Raw genomic sequence first — 26,592 nt, forward strand, 5'->3', positions numbered from 1 at the left:
ATCACAAACTCAAGCAGCATAATTTTTAAAAACGTAAATTTTCTTAATAGGAGCAGTCTAAGCTCTTGAAAAAAGTGATTTATGAAATTGATTCAAATGTGATTTATACAAAATACAATTGATTTTTTTTCACTATAAATACTTCTTGAAATACAGTTCCCTTAAAGGGCCAATCTTTCCTAATTGGCCCTTGCTTCGCCCCTATGAAATTATAAATAGTTTGGGTCAATCGCTGATGCAGGTCATGATATTTTCGTGAAGCATCTAAGGGTATTGCCCCCCAAATATGAACATGGGTTGAGAATCATAATAATTATGAATTCAGAGGTGAAAGAAGCTGATAAAAACAGAACAAGAGCTAAAAAGCTTAATTGCAGCAGATAACTGGATGATGAACATTTTAAAAACTGTAGAAAAGTTACAATTACCTGATTCATGGGTATGTGCAGGATTTATTCGATCAAAGGTGTGGGATTATTTGCATGAAAAAGAAGATAGAACACCATTAGTCGATATTGATGTGCTATATTTTGATAAAGTAAATCTTTCCGAGAACTATGAAAAGCAGCATGAACAAGAATTGACGAAGTATTTACCGAATGAGCCTTGGTCAGTGAAAAATCAAGCAAGGATGCATGTAGTAAATAATAGAACACCTTATCAGTCATCTATAGATGGCATGGCACATTTTCCAGAAACCCCGACAGCTATTGGTGTGAGACTTACGAATGGAATACTTGAGATAGCTGCACCACACGGTATCAAACACTTAGTTTCTGGAACTGTCGCTCCTACACAATATTTTCAAAAAGACTCTCCGATGCATGAAGTTTATAAAAGCAGAATTCATAACAAACAGTGGAAATCAATTTGGCCGAAACTACAGATTTTCTACTAAAATGAAGCGAAGGAGCTAAGGGAATTTGTATCACGATAAACATCAAATAATCTCGCATTATGAAAAAGCTATCGTGTTTGTCGAAAGTTTAGCAAGCATAACAGAAGAACAATGGCGCACGTCTATAGTTCCTGGAAAATGGACGGTGGCAGAGGTAATTGGACATCTTACTCCATGGGATGAGTTCGTGGTAAAACAACGTCTACCGTTTCTTTTTACAGGAGAAAGCTTACCAAAAGGACCGACTGTAGAAGAGATGAATACTAGTGCAGCAAAAGATAGTCGTGCACAAAGTAAAGAAGAAACGATAGCCAATTTTATTAAACAGAGACAGCAGCTAATTGACGAGCTTTATCAAATAGTTGATGAGCAATGGCGACAGCCTTTTACAATAGGTGATTCAGAATTAACACTTTCCAGTTATTTTGCAAGTTTAGTAGATCATGATTTGCATCATTTTTCACAAGTTCGAAAGTTCTTAAGAATGTAGAGGGTATAAAGTGGATATCAAATATTTAATCGATTATTATGCACATGCATCTGTAAGTTTTACGGATGTTTTTACAAATAAAATGGAGTCGGGCCAAATAGATATTGGTCGTACAACAGCCCCTGGGAAGTGTGGATTGGTTGTGCCACTTGCAGGTAGCGCTATATTTAGCTTTAACGGTGTCCCTTATGCAATGGAGCCGGGAATGGTCGTACATGCAGGACCACAAATGCCTATCGAAATTAAAGCTTCAGATGATAAAGGATGGGAGTATGCAGTTGTTCATTACCATATCCCCTCAGAAGAAATTCCGCAATATCCATTATCAGCTCAGCACTTTTTAATTAATACAGGCTGTCATACAAAAATTATTGACTATGTACAGCAGTTAATAGAAAGCCAAGCAATGCCAGATAATATGTCAATATTCAAAGCAAAAACTCTATTTATGAATCTTTTGGAAGCCATTCTTATATCGGCAAAAGTGAAGATACTCGATACGGCAAGTGACCAGATGGAGCAAGCTTTACAGTATATACATGAGAATTATGCTACTCAACTTTCTGTTTCGAAAATTGCTGAAGAATTTGGCGTGGAGCGTCGTAGATTTGCTTATCTGTTTGAACAGCACACAGGGATGACGCCTAGCGTCTACTTAACGGAATATCGTATCCGACGGTCGAAGGAATTACTGAAATATGACGATTCTCCAGTAGCAGAGATAGCAGAATGTGTAGGTTATGTAGATTGCTTTTATTTCAGTCGAGTATTTAAAAAATGTACTGGAATGTCCCCGACATCATATCGAAAAACAATGCTGGGGGAAGCTAAATACGTCTAAAAAGTTGTTTCTTAAACAAGAAGCGGCTTTTTTTTGTGGTCGCAAATCGGCAAAAGTCCATGTACTTCGCGAATTCGTCCATTCACAACTAGTTTTCTCTTTGTTAGGATAGTATCCGTAAATGATAATGAATATCAATTAAAACGATCAATACTATTGACTTATAAATGAAAATGATTATCATTATCAATATAATTATGTTCGTTAGGAGAGAAAATCTATGAATAAATATTTTAAAATGTGTGCACCTGCTCTATTAGCTCTATCCTTGGCTGCGTGTGGAACGGATAAAGCAGAAGAATCTACATCTACAAATAATGCAGCACAAACTAGTGCATCAGAAACACAAGATCAAGCGAAAACACAAACGATTACATACTTAGGTGAAAAATACGAAATTGCCGCAGATGTCAAAAACATAGTAGCTGCAAGCTTAGAGTCTATGGAAGATGCGGCAATGCTTGGTATCAAGCCTGTTGGCGTGCTTGATATCGCTGGGAAAATTCCAGCATATCTTGCTTCTGATTTAGAAGGTGCTGAGCTTGTTGGAGATAAAATGACACCGAATACAGAAGCCATTCTTAAACTTGATCCAGATGTTATTTTAGGTTCTACAAAATATCCTAAGGAAATGGCTGAAAAGCTCAATAAAATTCAAACGATGATTCCATATTCACATGTCTCTACAAATTGGAAAGAGAACTTAACATTACTTGCACAGCTTACAGGTAAAGAAGACGAGGCTAAAAAAATTATTGCTGATTATGAAGCGAAGGTTGCTGATTCTCAAGTGAAATCTAAAGAGCAATTAGCGGACAAGCAAGTTCTAGTTATTCGAGTACGTGGTGGCATCATGTATATCTATCCTGCCGGCGTTTATTTAAACCCTGTGCTATATGAAGATTTAGGGGCTCCAATACCAGAGGTTTTAAAAACTGCAAAGGCACAGGCTGAACTATCTCTTGAAACATTAGCAGAGGTTAATCCAGATGCTATTTTCCTTCAATTTGAGGAATCAGAAAATGCTGACGCACCAAAAGCATTAGAAGAGTTACAAAAGAATCCAATCTTTGCAAGCTTAAAGGCATCACAAAATAATCAAGTTTTCGTAAATGCCATTGAACCTTTAGCGCAAGGTGGTACTGCATGGTCTAAGGTGAAATTCTTAGATATCGCAGCTGAAAAATTACTTAAATAGTATAAAGAGGCTGGTAGTAGATTTGGTGGCATCACCAGGCTATTACCAGCCTTTTATAAGATAGAGTTCAACTTCTTTTAGCGGATGTCCAAACATCCGCTGTAAAGAGGAACTCAGGCTAAAACTTCACATCCTGTGAAAATGCCTGAGTGACCAACATCGTGTTGGGCCAAAGCCTCCGGACGCATTGTTTATCTGTAGCGACAGCTACAATTATGCGGTGGAATAATTGATATAGAAAAAGGTGTGGAAGTTGAAAAAAACAAACATTATGGCATTTTCAATACTAGCAGCTGCTCCAATCCTAATTGCAATTGTGGCATTAGTATCCATTATGTACGGTACAAAAGACATTAGTGCAATTACGGTATGGCAGGCGATTACTGCATTTGACCCTTCGAATGTTGACCACCAAATTATACGAACAGGACGTATTCCTAGAATTGCCGCGGTATTACTAGTTGGGTCATTTTTAGCGGTGGCAGGGGCAGTAATGCAAGGTATTACACGAAATTATTTAGCATCCCCTTCGCTAATGGGAGTGAATGATGGTTCTGCATTTATGATTACGTTAGCAATAGTATTTTTCCCGGGGCTTCCTAATTACCAAATGATATTACTTTCAATGTTCGGTTCAGCATTAGGAGCTGGGATTGTATTTGGTTTTGGCTCTTTAATTCGAAATGGTTTATCACCAGTAAGACTCGCTATTATTGGAACGGTCATTGGTACGTTTTTGAGCAGTATTGCTACAGCCATTGCGATGTATTTCCAAGTATCACAAACGGTAAGTGTTTGGTATAACACAAAGGTACATATGGTGGATATGGATATGCTCATGCTAGCTATTCCATTTGGGCTAGTCGGTTTAGTTCTTGCATTAGTATCAGCTAAGGCCATTACGATAACTTCATTAGGAGAAGATATAGCTATTGGACTTGGGCAAAAAACAAAAGCCGTGAAAATTATTAGTATGCTAGCCGTTGTCTGTTTAACAGGTACGGCTGTTGCACTTGTAGGAAAGATTGCCTTTGTCGGATTAGTCATTCCTCATATTACACGTTTCCTTGTTGGAGTGGATTACCGTTTTATTATTCCGTGTGCAGCTGCAGTAGGAGCATTTTTCTTAGCGCTTTGTGATGTACTCAGTCGCTTTGTTAATTACCCATTCGAAACGCCAATCGGTGTATTAACGGCATTTGTTGGTGTCCCGTTCTTCTTATATTTAGTACGTAAACACGGAGGTGAAAAACGTGCGTAAAAAAACCTCGAGTGTATTTGTTATGACTGTTTCGATACTCATGTTATTTATTTTTGGTGCCAGCTATCTCCATCTTACAAACGGTGTCTTTGATATGTCGGTGATGGATATCTTAAAAACATTACTGCGCATTGAACCAAATCCAAAATTTGATCTTGTCATTTTTGAATTTCGTTTACCACGAATTGTCATTGCAGCACTAGTAGGTGTTGGTTTAGGGATGGCAGGGGTTGTGCTACAAGGTATTACGCGTAATGGCCTAGCAGACCCTGGGATTTTAGGGATCAATGCTGGTGCTGGTGCAGCGGTAGTTATCTTTATGTTTTTCTTTCAATTACATCTCACATCTGCAGATATGAGTAGCTGGCTGTCCATTTTGATGATGCCGATCTTTGGATTCGTTGGTGGTGCGATGGCTGCTGTGTTAATTTACACGTTTGCCCTGAAAAACGGTCATTTAGATATGCAACGGCTAATTTTAACAGGGATTGCGATTAATAGTGGATTCGGGGCATTGTCATTGTTTTTATCATTGAAAATGAATGCTCAAGATTATGAAGCTGCTGCAGTTTGGATGGCTGGTTCTATTTATAATGCAAATTGGATTTTTGTTGTGACTATGCTACCATGGCTTATTTTAATAGGCTTTTATGTTTATCGGAAATCATATTTGCTCGATTATTTTCAATTAGAAGAGGACAGTATTACTAGTTTAGGGATAGCGGTAGAAAAAGAGAAGATGAAGCTGTTATTGGCAAGCGTCGGCTTAGTCAGTGCCTGCGTATCGGTGTCAGGTAGTATCGGTTTTATTGGATTAATGGCACCACATATTGCTAAACAGCTTGTTGGGATACAACATCGTTATGTCATGCCAGTAAGTGCATTAATAGGTGCGGGATTGCTTATTTTTGCTGACTTTATAGGGAAAACAGTGTTTGCGCCGTCTGAGCTGGCAGTTGGTATTGTTGTTTCGATTATCGGGATTCCATATTTCTTATATTTACTAGTGAAATCGAAGGCATAGGGGGAAATAGTATGCAAACTGCATTTAGAATGGAAAATTTGGCTTCTGGCTATGAGCAGGTTCGGGTGTTTGAAGGCTTAAATTTAACAATAGAAGAAGGAAAGGTTACGACTATTATTGGCCCAAATGGATGTGGGAAATCAACATTATTAAAAACAATTGGTCGTATATTAAAGAAGCAGCAAGGAACGGTTTATTTACAGGACCAAAATATGCAAAATTTATCGACGAAGGATATTGCGAAAAAGCTAGCAATCTTGTCCCAGACGCCTATTGCCCCAGGTCAGTTAAAGGTGGAGGAGCTTATTGCTTACGGTCGTTATCCACATCGTAACAATGTTAATCGCCTAACAAACAAGGATGAAGAAATGATTGAATGGGCTTTAAATGTGACAAATACGATGGAGTATCGAAATCGAGAGCTTGCTCAGCTTTCTGGAGGGCAACGCCAGCGTGTATGGCTTGCAATGGCCTTAGCCCAAGAAACGAATATTTTGTTATTAGATGAACCGACAACTTATTTAGATATGGCGCATCAGTTAGAAGTGCTAGAAATTGTCAAAGACTTAAACGAACAGCATCGTTGTACGATTGTGATGGTATTGCACGATATTAACCATGCGGCACGATATTCCGATCATTTAATCGCAATGCGACAGGGAGCTGTAATGAAAACTGGCACGCCTGAGGAAATTTTATGTGCAGATGTTATGCGGAACGTATTCAATATTAATGCACGTATTATGCAAGATCCAGTTACGAAAACACCAGTATGTTATGGCTATGATGTTATGAAGGAGACCGATAAATGATGAAGGAAAAGAAAGTACTTGATTATGAGACGCAGCAAATTGTATCGAAATTTACGGATTATACTTATACAGTAAATATCTATGTACCGAATGGAGAAGTACCGCAAGGAGGTTTTCCAGTTTTATACGTATTAGATGGATCGTCCTATTTCCATCTTGTAAAGGAAGCGATCCGCCTACAAAGTCGTAATGCACCTAAAACGGGTGTTTTTCCAACTATTGTTGTAGGGATTGGGCATGGTGCGGATATGCATGAACGGAGATTTTATGATTTTACAGGACAAGCTGAAACGTATACGTATCCTGCAAGATTTAAAGGTAATGGCTATGAGAAACATGGTGGAGCAGCGAACTTTAGTAGATTTTTAGAGGAGGAATTAAAGCCAAATATTCAGGCTAAATTCCCAGTAAATACGCAGCATGAAGCACTGTTTGGGCATTCATTAGCGGGTTACTATGTACTTTGGCAATTATTCCATCATCAAGCAAGCTTCCAACGTTATATAGCGATTAGCCCTTCTATTTGGTGGAATGAGCATGAACTATTCAATTTTGCCTCAACATTTATAAAAGAGCGTCCATTTGCTTATGAAAAATTATTCATTGGCGTGGGGGAACTTGAAACCTTTATGGTGGATGATGCACAACAAATCGCGAGTGAATTACAGAAAATCATGGATATCTCTTTCTATGAAGCGTTGGAGGAAAATCATGCTTCCATCGTCCCAACTGTTATGAGTAGAGCAATACGTTTTATGAACAAAAAATAAATAGTAATGACCGCATTATTTTATGGTAATGCGGTTTATTTTTGGTTAAAAATTCATTATAAAAAGGGAGTGTTGGCAGATGAACAATTAATTTAGCACAAATAGAGGATGCTTCAGTAATTCATAACGTTATGCTACACGCCTTCAAATTCTTTCAGCGCTTGACCCCCGCTGAGCTGAGCCTCAACAATTCGCACGCTCGATAGGAAAAAGGATGAGTGAATGTAAAGTCCGTATGAATATGCCAAGAAATATTGAGTATTATTACTCATCGGGATATAGTGTTACAAAAGAAAGCAAGGAAGAAAATCGTAACGGTTTTTCATTTCTGTAGTGACAATGGAAAAGCAGCTTACTAATTAGGAGGGCTAGCCTTGAAGAAGAAGCTTGGCTGTTTACATGCACATTATTCAAATATCGAGTATATAGAACAGGCATTTCAAAGCATTGAGAAAGTAGAACTAGTACATTTTGTGGATCCAGGTCTTATACAGCAAGTATCAAAAGGGACTGAAGGGTTAGCTTTTAAGGTGAAAGAGCAACTTGAATGGATGGAAAGCTGTAACATGGATGCTATTTTAATAACGTGCACGAATTATATTGCATTGTTAGAGAAAGAACAGCTTGAGCTTTCTATTCCCATTATGAAAATAGATGAGCCCTTCTTTGAAACAGTATGTGAAGAAAAACATCCTCAAACGATTCTTTTTACAAACTCTGAAACCGTTAAAGGTACGATGAACAGACTTCAACAATACGCTTTACTACATGAAAAATCCATTACTACTAAAATAAAAATTATCAACAATACGTTTGAACTGATTATTCAGGGGGAAAAGGATGCATATAATAATGCTATTTTACAAGCCCTTCATGATGTAGCAGGCGAACAGCAGTATATTTCAGTTGCACAGCTTTCAATGGTTGAGGCTGCACGGCAATTCGAAAAAGAGACAGCTTTATCGATTACTCATCCACTAAAGTCGTTAGTTAAATTTGTGATGAGATCTATAGAATAAAAGAATGCATAAAATTATCTGAATACTCTGTAACAATTTGCGCGATACATTCGTTTAATGAAATAACTATGACTTGTAGGGAGTGTAGTAATGAGGCGATGGATACTTATGGTAACAGGGTTGTTAATGTTGGTAGGCTGTACAAGGCATGAGAAAGCGGTTACCCTGCCAAAGGATTTACCTGACTTTGTGCAAGAAAGTGACTTCAAATCAATTGATTGGGACAAAAAGGCTGTAGAGTTTGGAGAGAGAGGTATTATTGGTAATGAGGATAAATCAGGTGTTATCGGGGCCAATATGCCGAGTTTAAACACTCAAAAATGGATGTGGCATCTTTGGGGAATTGCAGAAAGTCGTGATACCAAGTTAACAATTGTCGGATATCATAAAGATTCAAAAACAGTGTACCCTATCTTAGTAGATGGCTGGACTATAGGGCTTGGTGGTCCTGTAAATGGTGCAGATGCCCATAGACCATCAAGTGTAAAAATCCCAAAACCGGGGGAATGGGCAATTTTACTGTATGTAAATGAAAGTTATTTTGATACGTTAATTTACGATATACATGAATAGAGAGTGAATATTTCACATAATGACCCTCGTTTTGTAAGTTGAAATACTTATAAAATGAGGGTTTTGCTTAGAACAATTAAGGCGAATAGCGACAAAATTATAAAATTGGTAAAATAAAAAGTAAGAAAATAGAAATGGAGGATAGTTATTATGACCGATTTACGATATCCAATTGGACAATTTCAATTTCCGGAAGTAGTTACAGCACAGCAGGTACAGGAATGGGTGGAGGATATTCGTCTATTACCGAAACAACTAGCAGAGGCACTTAGTGGAGCCAGTGAGCAAGCATTAGCGAAATCCTACCGAGAAAATGCTTGGACTGTTACGCAGCTTGTCCACCATATTGCAGATAGTCATATGAATAGCTACATCCGTTTTAAGCTAGCTTTGACGGAGGATATTCCGACAATTAAACCTTATAACGAAGTGGATTGGGCACAGCTTCCGGATTCGGAAATGCCCGCCTCAACATCTTATAAAATGATTGAGAGCTTACATGAACGCTGGGTTTATTTGCTAACAAACTTAACCGTAGAGCAATTACAACGAGCATTTAATCATCCTGATTTAGGATTAATGACACTTGAAAAAGCTGTAGCCTTATATGCCTGGCATGGAAAACATCATCTTGTTCATATTCAGATAGCTTTAGCTAAATAAAGAATTTTCCAAAGTGAAAATAGGCGATTTCCAGATCTTGAAGAAAATCGCCTACTTTTGAAATTGGTTTCAAGTTAATATCGTATGTTACACGGATAATGATACTGTTTAGTAGCTTTATCTAACTTACGAACATAATTTTTTATACAATATTAATTCCTGCACTTGCGTTACCAGTAACAGTAGCAACAATCCCTGAGGAAGTAATGGAGAACACCATTAATAAGCGATCACCAGCAGCTACTGGCACTGGTGCAACGTTTGCAGTACCAAATGTAATAGTACCTACTGCTATAGTTGAGAGAGCTGGTGCTAAATCAACAAATGCTGTTGTAGGGCTGAAAACATTACTTCCCGCAACCGCGCGGTAAATTTGTGCTCTGACTGTTGCTGTTCCTGTAAGGGTTACAGCAACTGTTGCAGACAATGATGCAGAAATAGATGTAATAGTACCAGCACGTGGAACTGAAAAGGCTTCTGTTCCTGTAGCGGCAGTTAAATCTATATTTGTACCAGTAAGAGTTACCCCTGGAATAGACGTACCGAACCCTACAAGACTAACTGTACCGATCGCGCCACCAAGAACTGATGTTAAAATAACAGGAACTGTTCCTGATGCGAATGGGATGATCGAGCCTGTTGCTGGTGGAGTCGTAATACATGCAGCTTCAATAGCTTCAAAAGGACCAAGTGCAGTACACTGATTATTTTGATTTGCGCAGCCGCCGCACGCTGAATTCATACAATTCGTACACATTTTTACACCCCCTTTCTTCATTATTCTATTCAGCTAAGATTATAGGGTTAGGGCAAATATCCGTATTGTAGTTTTTATATGTGGAAATTATGGAGGCTTTTTTAGAGGTTTTTTTGTTAATGACAAGTATTCTATAATGAAATTGACCTTCTGCTTATTTGGTTAATTAAACAAAAAAGTCCAATATGTATTTTCATACGTATTGGACAAATATCTAGATTGATCCTAAGCTGTGTACACAGCAACTTTAAACTAACTCCATTTTCGAAAGAAATTGAAAAACAAAGAACCCTTCTCTTTTTTCTGGTTTTCCTCAGGTGATTCGTTTACCTCTTCAATTTGTGTATGGGTTTCATATACTTCCCCTAATGTAGGTTCAAGACTTTCACATTCATCACCTTTTAAAATAGGTGATTTATTTGCGTCCACTTGCTCGTTCATCACTTTATCTGTTTCCAGAATGACAGGCGCACTAACCATTTCAGTCGCTTCCGAAATGACAAAGTCATTAACATTTTCAGCCGTTTCCGGATTAACAGGCACAATAACATTTTCGGCTACTTCCGGAATAACAGGCTCAATAACGTTTTCGGCTACTTCTGGAACGACAAGCTCAATAACGTTTTCGGCAACCTCTGGAACGACAGGCTCAATAACGTTTTCGGCTCCTTCTGGAACGACAGGCTCAATAACGTTTTCAGCTTCTGGAATAACAGGCTCAATAACATTTTCGGCTGCTTCTGGAATGACAGGCTCAATAACAGTTTCAAGTACCTGAAGATTGCTTGGCTCATTCGTTATGGCAGCGTTCATTTCAGCCACAGTGACTGCAGTATTTTTTTTTCTGTAATTCTCGGGAGTTGAGGCATCGTCAGGCGCTAAGGCAGGTCCATTGATACTAATTGGAATTTCCTGTATGTTCGTAGCGTGCTTAAAATGGAAGGTCGATTCAGTGTTCGTATTTCTATATAAGCCATTATATATTTGGCTTGGATGAGTATTTATTGATTGAAAGTATTGTTGATTAAAATGGCGTTCCTCGGGTACATCTTTTTGATTTCCGTTGCGAGTAGAAGGCGTACCATTGTTTCCATCTAATTGCGTATTTGTTGCTTTACCTGCCAGATTTTGTAGCATTTTATAAGAGGGCTGTTTAGATGTATTCGCCGACGGGCTTGTTGTCTGTGTAATGATCGAATCCCCCCTCTGAGCACCGTTAGCAAAGAAATTAGATATTTTTTCAGTTTTAGGTGGAGTGGTTGGAGCTTCGGTATTTTCAATCGTAAGTAATTTGTTTAAAACCTTTAGTATATCTCGGTTCATTTCTTCAATTGTTTGATTCAAAGACTCAATTTGTGCTGATAGAAGTTTTATCTGCTCCTCATAGCCTCTGATTTGGGAATTTTTTTGCTTATCATCTATTGTTTCGTTTAGCTCTTCTAACAGTGCCATTTGCGTTTTAATTTCATCAAAATCCATTTTCATAAATAGGTAATCTTCAATTGAATTTCCCATTTTTAATGAAGTTAATGTATCCTTGTAGGCTTCTATTTTTTGCTTCAATTGTTCAATGCCTTGAGTGGAGTACAATTTTGAATCTTCCATTGCATTTCACCCCTTTCAGTCCATTTATATTTTATTAAAAATGTTTACTTTCTGTTACAAATATACCGGTCCTTTCAAACATTTTGGTTTCTTCTTAAGAAAGGGCGGTATAAGCAAAGACGATACATACTGATACTTTAGTATTTTAACTTGCAATTATTTTTCGTAACGAAAGTAAAGCACCAGTTACAGAAGACTCCCGCCTTTATAGGAGATACATTGCTGATTTAAGTTACTTTTCGGCGGGTTCAAACACCTGCTAAAAATAGAGGAACTCAGCCACGTCCTGTGGCAATTTATCTATGCGACAGCGGCAATTTTGCTGAGGCATAATTGATTCATAAAAATCAGAACGAATTACTTTTTAGCCCATGCACTTTTAGTTAGAAAACATAAGATACAAACGAAAGGTAAAAAAATTATGGAGGTGTCAAAAGGATGCTAGATAATATGCCATCCCAGGCGCAAGAACTTATTTGTATAAACGTCGATAAGGTATTTGACTGGATTGTAAAGGAAATGTCGTTTGATTTTTCCCCTACTGGACCAATTACTTTTCCAGGAGTAACGCCAACGACGGATTTAACAGGTGCAGTAGTTACATGTAAGGTAGTTCCATCAACAACAAACCCTATTGTTATCTTGAACCGTGAGAATCGCCAATTCTCAATTGATGGTGCAACTGTATGTCTTCAAAATTTAACTATTCAAAAGAACTTTATTCTTACGATAGTTGTTTGTCTACCGAACGGCACTATGTTCACAAGCAATACTATTCCACTTTCTCGTTGCGAACAAGTTACATTATGTGCGCCAACAGGGACAGATGTAGAAATTTTATTCACGGATTTAGATTGTTTCGTGTGTACAACTGGAACATTAACAGCTGGAGCAGGGACAATTACGTTTTCTGCATTAACGATTACTGTATCTGTTTGCCAAAGTATTCAATCTACATTCCCAGTAACTGTGGAATTCTTAGCGACTTTCTGCGAACCAAGAGCAGAATTACCGTTCGCATGTCCGGGTGTAGTACGCCCGCAGCAGTGCCCTGCTATCTTCCCAACAGTTGGTTAATGGTACTAACACATAGAAGAAAATCATATTATAAAGAGAGGTTAATCCTCTCTTTTTTTTTATGAAAGATTTCAGACAGTAGCTAGCGCTTAAAGTAGGTTGGTTAATTAAATACTATTGGCAAGGGGGTACTAATTATGACTACTCGTATCGATCATGTGGAAGAAAAGATAAATGAACTAAAAAAACAAACAGATTTTTATGTTCATGAAATTAAAAAAACGGTTGAGAAGCTCATTATTCCAGAAAGTGTCAACATCATTAGTTATTTCACGTCCTCGTTCAATATTTCTTATAATCCTGATGAGGAAAGCTTATGTTTGGGCTCCTATCATATTCGCAATATAGGGAATCAGCCTATAACGAATCCGTATCTATGTATAAAACTGCCTGAAGACTCTCCATTCTCTTTCTCAGGAAGGTATGTCTATGAACATTTCGCACCAAATTTAAAAGGCAACAGTAGCTGGGAACGAATCAATGATCAATCAAGCAAGGAGGAATTCTGGCTTAGACCTATAGGCAAAACAACGTTAGTGCCAAACGAAACATTATCATTTCCTAACTTTCAAATTAAGTGGGGTCATAATTTTTCTTATTCAGGAAGTATCATGGGTTTTACATATTGTGATGAGTTCAAAGATGGTGTCGTTGTCTTAAATCCTATTAATCTCAATGGAATTAGTCATACACAGGAGGATGAAAATGAGTGAGTCTGAAAATATAAATCAAAAAATAGATAGTGTTGTCCATCAACTAATAAAGGAACAGCTTACGAATCTATCTAACGATAATAATACGAAAAATAACAGCTTTGCTTATCTCGAAAAAGGCACATTGAATCTACTTCTTGCCTATTTAATGTCAGGAGAAAAGAGCAAAGCTGAAGAAATTAGTGATGAGGAAATAGACATTAAGATTATTAAGCAGCTTGATGACATGTTAGAGAATAGTAAGGAGCAATTTGAAGAAGTGATTAGTTTACTTAAAAAAATGTCGTGATTAGGAGGCGCGAGAGTGGATAATGATATTGTTAAAAACAATGATCCTATTCAGTTGCAGCAAATGATCATTTTTTTAAGAGCAGAATTAGCGAAATATAAAAATGAAGTTAAAAGGCTCAGAGATAGTGATTATTATTCACTAGTACTGAGATTAGAGCGGGAAAATGTTCAATTAACAAAGCAGAAAAAGGAGCTTTCGATGGAGCTTTTAAAGCAGAAGAGAGACCATGAAAAAAAGCTTAAAACTTACTATGAAGATATACAAGCAAGAGAAACCCAGAAGAAAAAACAACTTTCTTCGATAGAGGGTTTATTAAAGGAATTAGAAGAGCTGCGTGCAGAAAATAAGCTAATGAAGGAAACGTTAACATCCGCTAAAGATAAATTACTTTCTACAAATTCAGATGTTCATGATAAGACTATAGTCGATTGCCTTGAAAAGAAGCTGAACGTTTTTACAAAGGATATAAGCCAACAAATGAATACTATCATTGAAGCCCTTGAAAGATCTCGTTTAGAACAAGCCAGTTCAGATAATCTTAATAAGCATTTAACCAAAGAAATAGAGGAGAAAAGTAGTGAGATAGCAAAATTAACGGAAGAATTGGCGGATATCAAAAAATATAGCCTTTCCCTGAGTGGAAAAACGATAATGAATCCAGGGTTTATTACACATATAGATGCTCAAGTAAATAAGGTATTTGCTCAATCAATGGATTTTGAGAAGCAATTGAATCATAAATTACGCTTACTTGAGGATCTGGAACATAAATTGAACGAGCTTACTATCGAAATCAATACTGATAAAATTGTATAAAGTTTGTGTTGCAAGCTGTTTCAAAAGTACGACAGACACTTTTGAAACAGCCATTTTTATGTTACTAGTGGATTCTAGACGTAATATATATTATTTCGTTTCTCTGTGTAATGTAACCCTTTTTAAACGTGGTGAATATTTCTTAAGCTCCAGCCTTTCTGGATTAGTTCGTTTATTTTTTGTAGTGATATAGTTTTTATCACCTGTTTCTGTACAGGCTAATGTCACTTGTACACGCATAAAATAACCTCCTTTTAAATCGTAATAATTACGCTTTACACATTATTATTTTTAGAGAAATATGTCAATACCGTATTTCCGTAAAGTTTTTAGCGTTGCGTTTTTTAGGACTCTATGTTTTAATTACGGAATGTAAATAGTAATAATTACGATTTAAGGAGTTGTAAAGATGACAAAGAAAATCCCCGTTACAGTGTTAAGTGGTTATTTAGGTTCTGGTAAGACAACAATGATGAATCACGTTTTACAAAATGAAAAAGATATGCGTGTTGCTGTAATCGTCAATGATATGAGTGAAATTAATATCGATGCAGAACTAATTGCAAATGGAAGCGGCATTTCACGAACAGAGGAAAAATTTGTGGAGCTATCGAATGGTTGTATTTGTTGCACGCTACGTGAGGATTTATTGCAGGAGGTGGAGCGTCTCGCGAGGCTCGGTACTATTGATTATATTTTAATTGAATCGACGGGGATTAGCGAACCAATACCTGTTGCCCAAACATTTAGCTATTTAGATGAGGAGCTTGGTATTGATTTAACAAAGTTTTGCCAGCTTGATACGATGGTGACCGTTGTAGATGCGAATCGTTTTTGGCATGATTTTCAGTCGGGTGAAAGCCTTTTAGAGCGTAAGGAGGCAGTAGGCGAGTTAGATGAAAGAGATGTTGCCGACTTACTCATTGACCAAATCGAGTTTTGTGATGTCCTTGTATTAAACAAATGTGATTTAGTATCAGATGAAGAGCTTGAAAGATTAGAACGTATTTTACGTGCATTACAACCTGAAGCCAAGCTAATTCGTACAGTAAACGGTGCAATAGAGCCCGCTGAGATTTTAAATACTGGACGCTTTGACTTTGAACGGGTATCAGAATCTGCTGGCTGGTTAAAAGAATTAGAGCTTGGTCATGAAAATCATACACCGGAAACGGAGGAGTATGGCATTTCTTCTTTCATTTATAAGCGTAGAAGACCATTTCATCCAATGCGATTTGTAGAATGGTGTGATCATATGCCAGAATCGATTGTCCGAGCAAAGGGTATTATTTGGAGTGCGAAACATCAGAATGTTGCATTATTACTATCACAGGCAGGTTCATCGGCAAAAATAGAACCAGTTTCTTATTGGGTAGCCGCTTTACCAAAGGAACAACAGCAGGATGTTTTCTTGCAAAGTCCTGAGGTAGTAGAAGATTGGGATGAGGAATTTGGAGATCGCATGACACAGCTCGTTATTATTGGTGTTGATTTAGATAAAGAGGCGATTATAAAAGAACTAGACAAGTGTTTATTAACGGAAGATGAGTTTAATAACTCATGGGATGGTTTACAAGATCCGTTCAATTGGGAATGGCATTAATTCTTTTAGCAAGTGTTTAGATAGCGAAAGCGAAACAAAGAAGATTTCGGCTAGGATTCCGAAATCTTCTTTTGAAATACATGATTATAATTAGTCGCATCTCGCAAGGCTTTTTCCTCAAGTGGAATGCGTACGGACAGCATTGTCACATTTAAAAGTGTAAAGCAAAATGCTGTGAAATATGCTTGAAACATTAAAGGTAGAAGCATAATTTCTAAGCAAACTACCGCGTAATTTGGATGACGCATAAATGTGTAAGGGCCTTTTCGTACAACTTCTGCATCCGGCAATATGAGTATTTTTGTGTTCCAAAAAGACCCCAATGAACGGATACACCAAATGCGTAATATTTGAACGGCAATAAATAATAAAAATAATAACGGAAATAAAGGAGATAAACTTTTATGATTAGTAACGACTTCAATAATTAAAAATAGGAAAAAACCAGCATGCAAAGCAACCATATATGGATAATGAGAAGAACCAACTTCATATGCCCCTTGTGAAAGCATCCATCTTTCATTGCGTTTTGCAATGAAAACTTCTGTCAATCTTTGTAGAATGACGAGGATCAAAATAATGTAGATAATCATGCTACTCCCTCCATTTAAGTAATACAGCTTCAGCGCAGAAGCCAGGGCCGAGAGCGACGAGCAAGCCAGTATCCTCTACTTGTCCTTCGTTTAACATAAATTGCTCCAATACATATAGCACCGTAGGAGATGACATATTTCCGTGAAATTTCAATATTTCCCGAGAAATATCGGTTTTTTTGGAAGCTAGATACAGAGTATCTTCATAAGCTTTTAACACTTTTTTACCGCCGGGATGCGCGATGAAATGTGTAAGCTGTTCATTGTATAGTTCATGTTCCAATAAAAATTGTTCAATGAATGGCCCGAGCCACTTGGTGATGATGGCAGGAATACTTTTCTGAAAAACGACATGTAGACCATTGTTTTTAATATTCCAACCCATAACATTTTCTGAATCTGGCATCCATTTAGAGCCAGTCCCGATAATAGCAGGTATTGGCTTTTTTACTGCGATATTCACGTCATCTCCACAGACGAGTATACATGCGGCTCCATCTGCAAAAAGAGACGCACCGATTAAATTGCTTTTTGAAAAATCATTTGGCTGAAAGGTTAGACTACAAAGCTCGACACAAACGACAAGAACTTTTGCTTCTGGATGGGCAAGACAAAAATCATAGGCTCTACTAACACCCGCCGCACCACCAGCACAGCCAAGTCCCCAAAGTGGAATACGTTTAAGTCTGTCTGAAAAAGGAAGTTTATTCATAACTCGTGCATCAATACTTGGTGTGGAAATACCAGTACTACTTACAAAAATAATAGCATCAATGTCTTTAGGAGAAACCGGTGATTGTAAAAACGCTTCATTTTGTAAACAGGCTTGAATGACATCAACGCTATATTGTGTAGCTAGTTCAATATATAAATCGTTTCGTTCCTCAAAGGAATGATCGGTACGATGCCATTCAGGTGGTACACAAAAATGGCGTGTTGCAATACCACCATTCTCAAAAACTTTTAAGTAACGTTCTAACTTAGGGATTTTCGCATGGAAAAGTTCCTTTGTTAGCTCCTCTGCGTTTATTTGTTGTAATGTGTACGGTGGTTGGTATGTACTGATAGAAATGATTTTTGACAATTCAACATCTCCTTCGCCAATAGTGGTCTTGTTTATTGTATGCAGGGGGGGAGGGGATACATGCTTGTTAGAAGATAATTGACAATTTCGGAATATTTCGCTATATTGGAAATAACTAAATCGGAAGTAGGTGATGTGACATGATGAATAGATCCGTTTTTAACGAGCTGCAATTCGGTTTGTTCAGTTTCACACGCCTAAAATATATAAATTGACCACACCGTGTATTTAAATGACAATTGTGGTAATTTGTATATTCTCTTAAATGTGCCTGTGAACCTTGTAACTGCCGAATTGCGCAGAGACAAGGTTTTTTGTGTTTAGTATCAATTTGAGTACAAAGGATATTCACATTTAGGAGGAAAACAACTTGAATTTAACAACTTTAGGATTTTCACCATATTTTGAAGAGCAAATGACTGGATTTAAACAGGAGGCTAAGCTGGCGAATTGTGTGCCGGCTAGGGTTACTTTAGAGCATAAACATTCCTATCGTGTACTAGCTGAAGAAGGAGAGTGGCTGGCAACGATTGCTGGACATTACGCCTATACATCATTAGCACGGGAAGATTTTCCCGCAGTAGGAGATTGGGTGCTAGTCGAGAAAATGCCTGGTGAGGAAAGGGCGATCATTCATAAATTGTTTACACGTAAATCAGTCTTTTCCCGCAAGGCCGCGGGGCTGGAAATACAAGAGCAGATAGTAGCATCGAATGTTGATATCGTGCTTCTTGTTATGAGCTTAAATGCAGACTTTAATATTCGTCGTTTAGAACGCTATTTAGTAGCTGCGTGGGATTCGGGTGCAAAGCCGATCGTTGTATTAACGAAGGCTGATCTTTGTGAAGATGTTTCTAGTAAAATACGTGAGGTTGAGTCTGTAGCGTTTGGTGTAGATGTTTTTGTGACTAGTGCACTGTCAGGTGAGGGCTTAGAAGATATTCGTGCGCTATTTACGGAAGGTGTGACGGGCGCATTACTTGGCTCTTCTGGCGCAGGGAAATCCACATTGACAAATGCTCTTAGTGGTGAGGAGCTTATGAAGGTTTCAGGTATTCGTGAAGATGATGCGAGGGGGCGCCATACAACAACACATCGTGAGTTAGTTTTATTGCCAGAAGGCGGCTGTTTAATTGATACACCAGGAATGCGGGAGCTACAATTATGGGATCAGAGTGATAGCTTATCCGCTAGTTTTCAGGATATTGAGGATCTTTCTGCGGCCTGTCGTTACAGGGATTGTACACATCAGAAGGAGCCACACTGTGCTGTACAGCAAGCAATTACAGAGGGTGTACTTGAACGATCACGTCTCCAGAGCTACTTTAAATTGCAAAGAGAGCTTGCTTTTATCGAACGCAAAACAAATGCTCAGGCAAGGCTAAATGAGCAACGCAAATCGAAGCAAATTGCGAAAGGCTTAAAGAAGGGCAAAAAATCAAATTAAACTTAATATTAGAGTGAGCAGCAATTTCATAGTTGGGGGTACGAAAATGACAATCCAAAACATAAATCATTTATTATTTTCAGTGTCAAATTTAGAGAAATCCATCGCATTCTATGAAAAGGTTTTTGACGCAAAATTATTAGTGAAGGGTAGAAGTACAGCCTATTTAGATGTAAATGGGCTGTGGCTTGCCCTGAATGTAGAACAGGATATCCCACGCAATGACATACATCAATCCAATACACATATAGCGTTTTCTATCCAGGAGGCCGATTTTGACAACATGTATGAAAAGCTAGTCCATCATAATGTCAACATTCTGGAAGGCAGACAAAGAGATGTACGAGATAAAAAATCGATTTACTTCACAGATCCAGACGGTCATAAATTCGAATTTCATACAGGGACTTTACAGGACCGATTGGATTACTATAAGAAGGAAAAAATGCATATGGAGTTTTTTGATTAAAATTAAAAAATGGATGTCTCTAAATGGAGGACATCTATTTTTTTTTTGCAACGTTTTCATTTCCCAAAACGACTTTAAAGTGTAGCTAGAAGGAGGAGATTAGGTGGATCTAAAAAAATTGGTTAAAAGTGCAAAAAAGGGGGATGATGGAGCCTTTGAGCAGTTGATCGTTTTGATGCGTGAGAAATTATACCGCACGGCCTACTCGTATGTTCGAAATGAGCAGGATGCGCTTGATATTTATCAAGAATCTATTTATAAAGCCTATACAACATTGAAAACATTAAAGAATCCAAGCAGTTTTCCAGGGTGGATTGTTAAGATTGTTACTTTTAAATCTATTGATTTTATTAGAAAAGATTCAAGGAAATTTACTTCAGGAGACGAGGCGTTATTTGCAGAGTTAGCTGGACATCAAAATATTGAAAATATTGCGCATACATTAGATTTAAAAGAGGCATTTGAAACACTAGATGCCAAGTATAAAACGATTTTATGGTTACGCTTTTATCATGATTTTTCTGTAAAAGAGATTGCAAAAATGCTGGGCTGTCCCGAAGGAACGGTGAAGTCCTATATTAATAGAGCTAAGAAAGAATTAAAACCAGTCTTAAGGGAGGGCTACTTGTATGAGTAAGGAAAATAATAATCAATCTATTGATCGTATCGATATTCCTCTTCAACAATTGATGGCGCGAGAGCAGGCAGCAATGCGTGCTGCAAAAAAGAAGAAACGGAACATTAAAATTATAAAACCCCTTTTAGTAGCATGTGGATTATGTATAGTGCTACTAGGTGCAGGATTTTTATCCCCTACAATAGCGACTGCACTGGCCAATGTACCTTATATTGGGGTTATTTATGCTGAATTTGGGGATATTGCAGCTGAAAAAATTGAACAAAATCATTTGATGACAAAAATAGGAAAGGAGGATAAACATGCAGGTCTTACAATGGCTGTTGAAGAAGCGGTATATGATGGTAATCGATTATTAGTTACGGTTGCTTATACAGGGCAGAATGGTGTTTCTTTAAAAGAAGAGGTAGTAGGTACGAATAAGCTAACTGTCAATGGGGAGCCAATAGATGTTGCGATCGGTTCTACAGGTCAAGATGATATAGATAAAAACACGATTATTGAACATCATGAATTAACTTTATCAAATCCAGATATATACGGGGATAACATTGAAGTCGCATTAGATGGAAGCGATTTATTTGGCTACAAAGGTAATTGGCATGTAGATTTTACTCTTGAAAAATTAAAGGAAGAAGTTGTTAAGATCTATCCAAATGTAATAGCTAGTACGAACAATGGGTTATACAAGTTAAACGTTGGGCAAGTTTCATTTACACCGCTATCGACACGTATAGATGTCCTAGTAGATTATCCAAACGAATTAGATAGAAATGATAAATGGCCATTTTTTGAGTTTGAGGTAACAGATAGTGAGGGAGAGTTATACGATGGGGAGAATATACAAATGGGTGCGACCAAGGATAATGGACATCATATTATTATAGTACTGCCTCCTATGGAGAAAATGCCGAAATCTTTTACACTTAAACCAGGTAAGACGAACAAGCAGGGTTATTGGGAGGAAATAAAGGAATTAGAAATAGTAGTACCTTTAGAACCTTAAAAATAGGATCCCCCTTTAGTTTTAGGAACTAGAGGGGGCATATTATTTAAATGGCATGAAAGAGAAACAATAAAAAGTAGAAAACGTTCATAACCGTAGAAGGGGTGATTTTATGAAAAAAGCTATTATTTTTGATATGGATGGTACTTTATTTCAAACAAATCTAATATTAGAGCCAGCATTATCGGAGACGTTTAATGTGCTGCGTGCAAGGGGCTTGTGGCAGGGAGAAACACCAATAGAGAAATACCGCGAAATTATGGGTGTTCCATTACCTGTTGTCTGGGAAACGTTATGTCCTATGCACACGCTAGAGACACGTGAAGAAAGCAACGCATTATTCCATGTTAAGCTAATTGAACAAATACGTAATCGCCAGGGTGCATTATATCCAAATGCAGAGCAAACTCTTGCTATATTGGCAGAAAACTATGATTTATTTATCGCCAGTAATGGGCAAACAGAGTATTTACAAGCAATAGTAGAAACCTATCAATTACAACGTTTTATCAATGGTACATATAGTATTCAGTCCATTTCGAGCGGTCATAAATCTGATTTAGTGAAAAAGGTCATCGAGGAAAATGCCATTGAACGCGGCGCAGTTGTAGGTGATCGTTCTTCTGATATTCGGGCAGCTCAGGATAATCAGTTGCTTTCAGTTGGTGTACGTTTCGACTTTGCGCAGGACACAGAATTACGAAAAGCGGACATTGTCATTAATAATTTAAAAGAGTTGCTTGAAATAAAGCTTGGATAAAATTTTATCGACTACATTTTCTGATTTATCACCCAACTTTTTCGTTTTATCGAAAAGATTAAATGATTTATCGCCTAAGTTTTTCAGTTTATCGAGAACTAAGAGCAATTTATCGACATGATTGCAATTCAACGGCATAAAGAGTAAAATGGTGGAAATCTATAGTAAGAGCATTGATAAGGAAAAGTAAATTGGAGAAGCATTATATAGAGAGCCTCTGTTGGTGGAAATGAGGTAAATGCCCCCTTTTGAAAATGACCTTTGAGCTTCGTACCGAAAGCAAGTTTGCGAGTAGATTACGACGAGATGAGCACTCGTTACAACAGCGGCAGTATCTCTCATTAAAAATTTGAATGAGACGCACTGATGGAGGCAAATAGTGTGAGCTATTTGTAAATATAGGTGGTAACACGGGTATACTCGTCCTAATCAATTTTGATTAGGGCGTTTTTTTTATACACTTTTTTACAATTTTGTTGAGGGGAGCAACTTAGGATGACAATTGTTATTGGAGGCGCGTGGCCATATGCAAATGGTTCTTTGCATTTAGGGCATGTTGCTGCATTATTACCGGGTGATATTCTGGCTAGATATTACCGACAAAAGGGCGAGAAGGTTTTATATGTTTCGGGAAGTGATTGTAATGGTACACCAATCTCAATTCGAGCTGCGCAGGAAAATACGACAACGGAAGCAATTGCTAATCATTATCATGAAGAGTTTTCAAGATGCTTCAATGATTTAGGATTTACTTACGATATGTATACGCGAACAGATGCGCAGCACCATCATGAATCTGTTCAGGCAATTTTTTCACAGCTGCTAGCGAACAAATTTTTATATAAAAAGAAAATTGAACAAGCATACTGTGAAACAGATAAGCAGTTTTTACCGGATCGATTTGTAGAGGGGATTTGTCCAAACTGTGGTGCGAAGGCGCGTGGTGATCAATGTGATCATTGCTCAACGATTTTAGACCCGCTCGATTTAATCGATAAACACTGTAAAATTTGTGGGAATGAGCCAATTATCAAAGGGACAGAGCATTTTTATTTTGCTTTTAGCCAGTTTCAGGGGAGGTTGGAGGCTTATTTAGTGAAGGCAAAGGCGGAAAAACGCTGGCGAGTCAATGCTTTAGGTTTAACAGAACGTTACTTGGCAGAAGGGGTACCGGACCGCGCAGTAACAAGGGATTTACCAAATGGTATCGATGTGCCAGTATCAGGTTTTGAAGGCAAAAAAATATATGTATGGATTGAAGCAGTAGCAGGTTACTTAACAGCGAGTATTGAATGGGCGAAGCAGCATCAACTAGCGATTGAAGATTTGTGGAATGAAGAAACGATTTCGTATTATGTGCATGGTAAGGATAATATTCCGTTCCATACAGTTATATGGCCAGCTATTCTAATGGGGATAGGAGCAGAGGCCTTACCAACACATATTGTTTCAAACGAATATTTGACATTAGAAAAACGAAAATTATCGACGAGCCAAAACTGGGCGGTATGGGTACCTTATATTTTGAGTCGATACGATGCCGATTCTCTTCGTTATTATTTAACTATAAACGCGCCAGAAAATCGTGATACTGATTTCTCGTGGCGAGAATTTATTTATAGTCACAATGGTGAATTACTCGGTGCTTATGGTAATTTTGTCAATCGGACATTGAAGTTTTTAGAAAAATCATTTGATCGTCAAGTGCCTCAAGCCGAGATAGATGCCATTATTCGAAAAAACACGATTCAGCTATTTAATGATGTTGGGATTCAAATAGAAGCGGGTCATTTTAAACAAGCTTTAGAGGCCATTTTTGAATACATTCGTGCGGCTAATCACTATTTTGACGAGCGGCAGCCGTGGCTACAGGTGAAAGAGAATGTAGAAGCTGGCAATCAAACACTTGCAACTTGTGTTTATATAATTGCTAATCTTGGACAGCTGTTACATCCATTTTTACCGTTTTCAGCTGAAAAGGTGAGAAAGATGTTAAGAATCAACGAAGTAAAGTGGCATGAACAAGTGGACTTACCAACAAGTATTAGCGAAGTGACGCCACTGTTTGAGCGTCTAGATGTTGAATTAATTGAAGAGGAATACCAAAAGCTAGTAGAGGGTAGCCGCTAGGAATAGTGAAAGCAGTATGACTCAACGTGTCATACTGCTTTCACCTGCGGATGTATGTTAGTTCATAACAGGCGTTAATTTAGCGACAACAATACTATTGATCGCATTAATATAAGCTAGCGCACTCGCTTTTAAAATATCTGTATCTGCCGCTTTGGCGATATATTTTTCACCTTCATGCTCGATTGTAATTTTTACTTTTCCAAGCGCTTCTTTGCCACGGGAAACGCTATTGATATTATATTCTACAAGTTTTACATCAATGTTTGTAATTTCTGCGATGGCAGAATATAGGGCATCAATCGGACCTGAGCCAACTGCACTTGCTTTAAATATCTCCCCGCCTTTACGTACTTTCACACTTGCTGAAGGGAAGCTTGCGTTGCTGACGACTTGTAAATCATCGAAGTCAAAGAACTGATCACTATAATGAGTGGCATTAGCATTGTTTGCGTCATGTTTTTCATAATAGCTTTCCACAATAACATATAAATCGTGATCGTAAACTTCTTTTTTTGCGTCAGCAAGCTTTAAGAAGCCTTCGAAAATTCCTTCAAACTCATCTGCTGAAAGATTGGAGAAGCCAAGTTTTTCAAGGGCATTTTTCACCGCATGACGCCCAGAGCGAGCTGTCAGGACTAGCTCCATATCGTCTAGGCCTACATCTTCTGGATGGACAATTTCATAAGCATCACGAGATTTTAGAAGGCCGTCTTGATGAATACCAGAGGAATGGGCAAAAGCATTATCCCCAGTTATCGCTTTGTTTACTTGTACGTCTAAGCCCATGAAGCTTGAAACAAGACGAGATGTATTCATAATTTCTCTTGTGTTAATACGTGTCTCAGCATTGTATACAGAGCCTCGTGTTTTCAATGCCATGACGACTTCTTCTAATGCTGCATTTCCTGCGCGTTCGCCAATGCCGTTAATTGTACATTCTACTTTATCCGCGCCGTTTTTAATCGCAGCAAGTGTGTTAGCAGTGGCCATACCAAGGTCATTATGGCAATGAACACTCAACAAAACACTATCGTTTAGATTTTTCATACGTTCATTTAGTTTATAAATCATCGCTCCGAATTCTTCTGGCTCTGCAAAGCCGACTGTGTCAGGTACATTAATCATTGTTGCACCAGCCTTCATGACGGCTTCGATAGTTTTCCAAAGATACTCGAAATCTGAACGAGATGCGTCTTCTGTTGAATATTGGACTTGTGGTAGAAGCGTTTTCGCATATTTTACTGCATCAACACCAATCTGTAGAATTTGATCCTTGGATTTGCTAAATTTTTTCTCAACATGAATATCAGAAGTGCCAAGCACCATATGAATCATCGGATTTTCAGCGTATTTTACAGCGTTATAAACAGCATCGATATCTGCCTGTACAGCACGTGCTAAAGCAGTAATCATAATGTCATTTGTATGACCAACTTTTTGTGCGACAGCTTTAACTGCATCAAAATCTCCTTGTGATGAAGCCGGGAAACCAGCCTCGATAATATCGACGCCTAATTTTTTGAGTTGCTGTGCAATCTCTACTTTTTCATATAAATTTAGTTTTGCACCAGGCACTTGCTCGCCGTCACGTAAAGTTGTATCAAACACCCAAATTTTTCTTCCCATTTTCAAACACTCCTTCTGTTGTAGTTGTCAATATATTGATATTGTCTCTGCTTTGAACCGTTAGCTCTAAGCTAGAGACAAAATTACACATTGGTTATTTTTCAATAAAAAAAACCCGCCTCTATATAAAAATATAGAGACGAGTTTATGCTCGCGGTACCACTCTAATTGACCTTCTCTTTATAGAAAAAGTCCCCTTATCGACAGCTGTCACTGTCTATCCCGTTAACGGAGGAAACCGACGTCCCTTACTCAAAGTTCAGGGAGTGGCTCATGGACGAGTTCAAAATGTGTGCCTATCGGTTTGCACCAACCACCGACTCTCTACAAGTGCACTTGCATTTCTACTATTTCCAATCATGGCCTACAATAATGTGTTGTTGAAAGCAATGATACTTGGGTATTTTTAATTTGTCAATAAAATT

The 26,592-nt window shown here is 37.8% G+C and carries 28 protein-coding genes and 2 other annotated features; of the genes, 22 read left to right on the top strand and 6 right to left on the bottom strand.

The annotated features are described in order from the left end of the window. Positions 1–388: 388 nt before the first annotated feature. The 11 genes from ACIQ7N_RS07745 (at position 389) to ACIQ7N_RS07795 (ending at position 9,549) form a co-directional block, all read left to right on the top strand. The gene (locus ACIQ7N_RS07745) at positions 389–898 is read left to right on the top strand and encodes a nucleotidyltransferase family protein (protein ID WP_402931256.1); all 510 of its coding nucleotides are present in this window, start codon (positions 389–391) and stop codon (positions 896–898) included. Positions 899–923: 25 nt separating this feature from the next. Beyond that, on the top strand, positions 924–1,388 hold the full coding sequence (locus ACIQ7N_RS07750; protein WP_402931257.1) for a DinB family protein: 465 nt from the start codon (positions 924–926) through the stop codon (positions 1,386–1,388). 10 nt (positions 1,389–1,398) lie between these two features. Then, positions 1,399–2,229 (top strand): helix-turn-helix domain-containing protein, encoded by an 831-nt coding sequence (locus ACIQ7N_RS07755; RefSeq protein ID WP_132361345.1) that lies wholly within the window; start codon positions 1,399–1,401, stop codon positions 2,227–2,229. A 220-nt stretch (positions 2,230–2,449) separates the two neighbouring features. Beyond that, positions 2,450–3,427, top strand: a complete 978-nt coding sequence (locus ACIQ7N_RS07760) for an ABC transporter substrate-binding protein (protein ID WP_132361347.1) — start codon at positions 2,450–2,452, stop codon at positions 3,425–3,427. Between the two features lie 253 nt (positions 3,428–3,680). Further along, positions 3,681–4,688, top strand: a complete 1,008-nt coding sequence (locus tag ACIQ7N_RS07765) for a FecCD family ABC transporter permease (RefSeq protein WP_402931258.1) — start codon at positions 3,681–3,683, stop codon at positions 4,686–4,688. Between the two features lie 22 nt (positions 4,689–4,710). Beyond that, positions 4,711–5,712, top strand: coding sequence for a FecCD family ABC transporter permease (locus ACIQ7N_RS07770; RefSeq protein WP_483869814.1), 1,002 nt, complete (start codon positions 4,711–4,713; stop codon positions 5,710–5,712). 11 nt (positions 5,713–5,723) lie between these two features. Then, a complete protein-coding gene (locus tag ACIQ7N_RS07775; RefSeq protein ID WP_142508619.1) occupies positions 5,724–6,524 on the top strand; it encodes an ABC transporter ATP-binding protein in 801 nt (266 codons plus the stop codon). Further along, positions 6,521–7,294 (top strand): alpha/beta hydrolase, encoded by a 774-nt coding sequence (locus tag ACIQ7N_RS07780; RefSeq protein ID WP_402931260.1) that lies wholly within the window; start codon positions 6,521–6,523, stop codon positions 7,292–7,294. Before ACIQ7N_RS07775 ends, ACIQ7N_RS07780 begins: the two co-directional genes overlap by 4 nt. 374 nt (positions 7,295–7,668) lie before the next feature. After that, positions 7,669–8,313, top strand: coding sequence for a hypothetical protein (locus ACIQ7N_RS07785; RefSeq protein ID WP_402931261.1), 645 nt, complete (start codon positions 7,669–7,671; stop codon positions 8,311–8,313). Positions 8,314–8,403: 90 nt separating this feature from the next. Continuing rightward, the gene (locus ACIQ7N_RS07790; protein WP_402931262.1) at positions 8,404–8,886 is read left to right on the top strand and encodes a hypothetical protein; all 483 of its coding nucleotides are present in this window, start codon (positions 8,404–8,406) and stop codon (positions 8,884–8,886) included. A 150-nt stretch (positions 8,887–9,036) separates the two neighbouring features. Continuing rightward, entirely contained in the window at positions 9,037–9,549 is a 513-nt protein-coding gene (locus ACIQ7N_RS07795) for a YfiT family bacillithiol transferase (protein WP_402931263.1), read from the top strand. A gap of 142 nt (positions 9,550–9,691) precedes the next feature. Here the strand turns inward: ACIQ7N_RS07795 and ACIQ7N_RS07800 are convergent, their stop codons facing one another. Together ACIQ7N_RS07800 and ACIQ7N_RS07805 are read right to left on the bottom strand one after the other, a co-directional pair. Further along, positions 9,692–10,306: an exosporium glycoprotein BclB-related protein gene (locus ACIQ7N_RS07800; RefSeq protein WP_402931265.1), complete on the bottom strand. Its 615-nt coding sequence runs from the start codon at positions 10,304–10,306 to the stop codon at positions 9,692–9,694. A gap of 252 nt (positions 10,307–10,558) precedes the next feature. Beyond that, positions 10,559–11,911 carry a hypothetical protein gene (locus tag ACIQ7N_RS07805; protein ID WP_402931266.1) on the bottom strand — a complete coding sequence of 451 codons (1,353 nt, stop codon included), beginning with the start codon at positions 11,909–11,911 and terminating at the stop codon, positions 10,559–10,561. Between the two features lie 438 nt (positions 11,912–12,349). Here ACIQ7N_RS07805 and ACIQ7N_RS07810 point away from each other — a divergent pair, with 438 nt between their 5' ends. From ACIQ7N_RS07810 to ACIQ7N_RS07825, 4 genes are all read left to right on the top strand, one after another. Then, positions 12,350–12,988 carry a BMQ_0737 family morphogenetic spore coat protein gene (locus ACIQ7N_RS07810; RefSeq protein ID WP_402931267.1) on the top strand — a complete coding sequence of 213 codons (639 nt, stop codon included), beginning with the start codon at positions 12,350–12,352 and terminating at the stop codon, positions 12,986–12,988. Between the two features lie 137 nt (positions 12,989–13,125). Then, positions 13,126–13,701 (top strand): hypothetical protein, encoded by a 576-nt coding sequence (locus ACIQ7N_RS07815; RefSeq protein ID WP_402931269.1) that lies wholly within the window; start codon positions 13,126–13,128, stop codon positions 13,699–13,701. Next, a complete protein-coding gene (locus ACIQ7N_RS07820; RefSeq protein WP_402931270.1) occupies positions 13,694–13,990 on the top strand; it encodes a hypothetical protein in 297 nt (98 codons plus the stop codon). The genes ACIQ7N_RS07815 and ACIQ7N_RS07820 overlap by 8 nt, the downstream gene beginning before the upstream one ends. Before the next feature lie 15 nt (positions 13,991–14,005). Further along, positions 14,006–14,809, top strand: coding sequence for a hypothetical protein (locus tag ACIQ7N_RS07825; RefSeq protein ID WP_402931271.1), 804 nt, complete (start codon positions 14,006–14,008; stop codon positions 14,807–14,809). 90 nt (positions 14,810–14,899) lie between these two features. Here the strand turns inward: ACIQ7N_RS07825 and rpmG are convergent, their stop codons facing one another. After that, complete coding sequence (rpmG, locus tag ACIQ7N_RS07830; protein ID WP_053481849.1) at positions 14,900–15,049, bottom strand: 50S ribosomal protein L33; 150 nt, start codon at positions 15,047–15,049, stop codon at positions 14,900–14,902. A 169-nt stretch (positions 15,050–15,218) separates the two neighbouring features. Between rpmG and ACIQ7N_RS07835 the strand changes: the two genes are divergently transcribed. After that, on the top strand, positions 15,219–16,412 hold the full coding sequence (locus tag ACIQ7N_RS07835; protein WP_402931272.1) for a GTP-binding protein: 1,194 nt from the start codon (positions 15,219–15,221) through the stop codon (positions 16,410–16,412). Between the two features lie 50 nt (positions 16,413–16,462). On the opposite strand, the gene ACIQ7N_RS07840 is transcribed toward ACIQ7N_RS07835, so the two are convergent. Together ACIQ7N_RS07840 and ACIQ7N_RS07845 are read right to left on the bottom strand one after the other, a co-directional pair. After that, positions 16,463–17,005, bottom strand: a complete 543-nt coding sequence (locus ACIQ7N_RS07840; RefSeq protein WP_402931273.1) for an isoprenylcysteine carboxyl methyltransferase family protein — start codon at positions 17,003–17,005, stop codon at positions 16,463–16,465. A 1-nt stretch (position 17,006) separates the two neighbouring features. Continuing rightward, positions 17,007–18,089 carry a type III polyketide synthase gene (locus ACIQ7N_RS07845; protein WP_402931274.1) on the bottom strand — a complete coding sequence of 361 codons (1,083 nt, stop codon included), beginning with the start codon at positions 18,087–18,089 and terminating at the stop codon, positions 17,007–17,009. Between the two features lie 370 nt (positions 18,090–18,459). Here ACIQ7N_RS07845 and rsgA point away from each other — a divergent pair, with 370 nt between their 5' ends. From rsgA to metG, 6 genes are all read left to right on the top strand, one after another. Beyond that, positions 18,460–19,536 carry a ribosome small subunit-dependent GTPase A gene (gene rsgA, locus ACIQ7N_RS07850; protein ID WP_402931275.1) on the top strand — a complete coding sequence of 359 codons (1,077 nt, stop codon included), beginning with the start codon at positions 18,460–18,462 and terminating at the stop codon, positions 19,534–19,536. Positions 19,537–19,582: 46 nt separating this feature from the next. Further along, entirely contained in the window at positions 19,583–20,005 is a 423-nt protein-coding gene (gene fosM, locus ACIQ7N_RS07855; protein WP_402931276.1) for a FosM family fosfomycin resistance protein, read from the top strand. A gap of 103 nt (positions 20,006–20,108) precedes the next feature. After that, positions 20,109–20,642, top strand: a complete 534-nt coding sequence (locus tag ACIQ7N_RS07860) for a sigma-70 family RNA polymerase sigma factor (RefSeq protein WP_402931277.1) — start codon at positions 20,109–20,111, stop codon at positions 20,640–20,642. Next, complete coding sequence (locus ACIQ7N_RS07865) at positions 20,635–21,648, top strand: DUF4179 domain-containing protein (protein ID WP_402931279.1); 1,014 nt, start codon at positions 20,635–20,637, stop codon at positions 21,646–21,648. The genes ACIQ7N_RS07860 and ACIQ7N_RS07865 overlap by 8 nt, the downstream gene beginning before the upstream one ends. 112 nt (positions 21,649–21,760) lie before the next feature. After that, positions 21,761–22,408, top strand: a complete 648-nt coding sequence (locus ACIQ7N_RS07870; protein ID WP_402931280.1) for an HAD hydrolase-like protein — start codon at positions 21,761–21,763, stop codon at positions 22,406–22,408. A 164-nt stretch (positions 22,409–22,572) separates the two neighbouring features. Further along, positions 22,573–22,839, top strand: a binding site (T-box leader). 64 nt (positions 22,840–22,903) lie between these two features. Continuing rightward, positions 22,904–24,538: a methionine--tRNA ligase gene (gene metG / locus ACIQ7N_RS07875; protein ID WP_402931282.1), complete on the top strand. Its 1,635-nt coding sequence runs from the start codon at positions 22,904–22,906 to the stop codon at positions 24,536–24,538. A 57-nt stretch (positions 24,539–24,595) separates the two neighbouring features. Here metG and ACIQ7N_RS07880 read toward each other — a convergent pair whose 3' ends face one another. Continuing rightward, the gene (locus ACIQ7N_RS07880; RefSeq protein WP_132361389.1) at positions 24,596–26,167 is read right to left on the bottom strand and encodes a 2-isopropylmalate synthase; all 1,572 of its coding nucleotides are present in this window, start codon (positions 26,165–26,167) and stop codon (positions 24,596–24,598) included. 132 nt (positions 26,168–26,299) lie between these two features. After that, positions 26,300–26,537 (bottom strand) — a binding site (T-box leader). Positions 26,538–26,592: the final 55 nt, after the last annotated feature.

This window comes from Lysinibacillus sp. NPDC095746, from assembly GCF_044763535.1.
In the GTDB taxonomy this organism is placed as follows: Bacteria; Bacillota; Bacilli; order Bacillales_A; family Planococcaceae; genus Lysinibacillus.

Coding starts and splice junctions, on each gene's coding strand:
- ACIQ7N_RS07795 (WP_402931263.1), top strand. CDS start 9,037: ATGACCGATTTACGATATCCAATTGGACAATTTCAATTTCCGGAAGTA.
- ACIQ7N_RS07790 (WP_402931262.1), top strand. CDS start 8,404: ATGAGGCGATGGATACTTATGGTAACAGGGTTGTTAATGTTGGTAGGC.
- ACIQ7N_RS07800 (WP_402931265.1), bottom strand. CDS start 10,306: ATGTGTACGAATTGTATGAATTCAGCGTGCGGCGGCTGCGCAAATCAA.
- metG (WP_402931282.1), top strand. CDS start 22,904: ATGACAATTGTTATTGGAGGCGCGTGGCCATATGCAAATGGTTCTTTG.
- ACIQ7N_RS07840 (WP_402931273.1), bottom strand. CDS start 17,005: ATGATTATCTACATTATTTTGATCCTCGTCATTCTACAAAGATTGACA.
- ACIQ7N_RS07820 (WP_402931270.1), top strand. CDS start 13,694: ATGAGTGAGTCTGAAAATATAAATCAAAAAATAGATAGTGTTGTCCAT.
- ACIQ7N_RS07770 (WP_483869814.1), top strand. CDS start 4,711: ATGACTGTTTCGATACTCATGTTATTTATTTTTGGTGCCAGCTATCTC.
- ACIQ7N_RS07775 (WP_142508619.1), top strand. CDS start 5,724: ATGCAAACTGCATTTAGAATGGAAAATTTGGCTTCTGGCTATGAGCAG.
- ACIQ7N_RS07780 (WP_402931260.1), top strand. CDS start 6,521: ATGATGAAGGAAAAGAAAGTACTTGATTATGAGACGCAGCAAATTGTA.
- ACIQ7N_RS07870 (WP_402931280.1), top strand. CDS start 21,761: ATGAAAAAAGCTATTATTTTTGATATGGATGGTACTTTATTTCAAACA.
- rpmG (WP_053481849.1), bottom strand. CDS start 15,049: ATGCGTGTACAAGTGACATTAGCCTGTACAGAAACAGGTGATAAAAAC.
- ACIQ7N_RS07745 (WP_402931256.1), top strand. CDS start 389: ATGATGAACATTTTAAAAACTGTAGAAAAGTTACAATTACCTGATTCA.
- ACIQ7N_RS07880 (WP_132361389.1), bottom strand. CDS start 26,167: ATGGGAAGAAAAATTTGGGTGTTTGATACAACTTTACGTGACGGCGAG.
- ACIQ7N_RS07835 (WP_402931272.1), top strand. CDS start 15,219: ATGACAAAGAAAATCCCCGTTACAGTGTTAAGTGGTTATTTAGGTTCT.
- ACIQ7N_RS07805 (WP_402931266.1), bottom strand. CDS start 11,911: ATGGAAGATTCAAAATTGTACTCCACTCAAGGCATTGAACAATTGAAG.
- ACIQ7N_RS07810 (WP_402931267.1), top strand. CDS start 12,350: ATGCTAGATAATATGCCATCCCAGGCGCAAGAACTTATTTGTATAAAC.
- fosM (WP_402931276.1), top strand. CDS start 19,583: ATGACAATCCAAAACATAAATCATTTATTATTTTCAGTGTCAAATTTA.
- ACIQ7N_RS07760 (WP_132361347.1), top strand. CDS start 2,450: ATGAATAAATATTTTAAAATGTGTGCACCTGCTCTATTAGCTCTATCC.
- ACIQ7N_RS07815 (WP_402931269.1), top strand. CDS start 13,126: ATGACTACTCGTATCGATCATGTGGAAGAAAAGATAAATGAACTAAAA.
- ACIQ7N_RS07865 (WP_402931279.1), top strand. CDS start 20,635: ATGAGTAAGGAAAATAATAATCAATCTATTGATCGTATCGATATTCCT.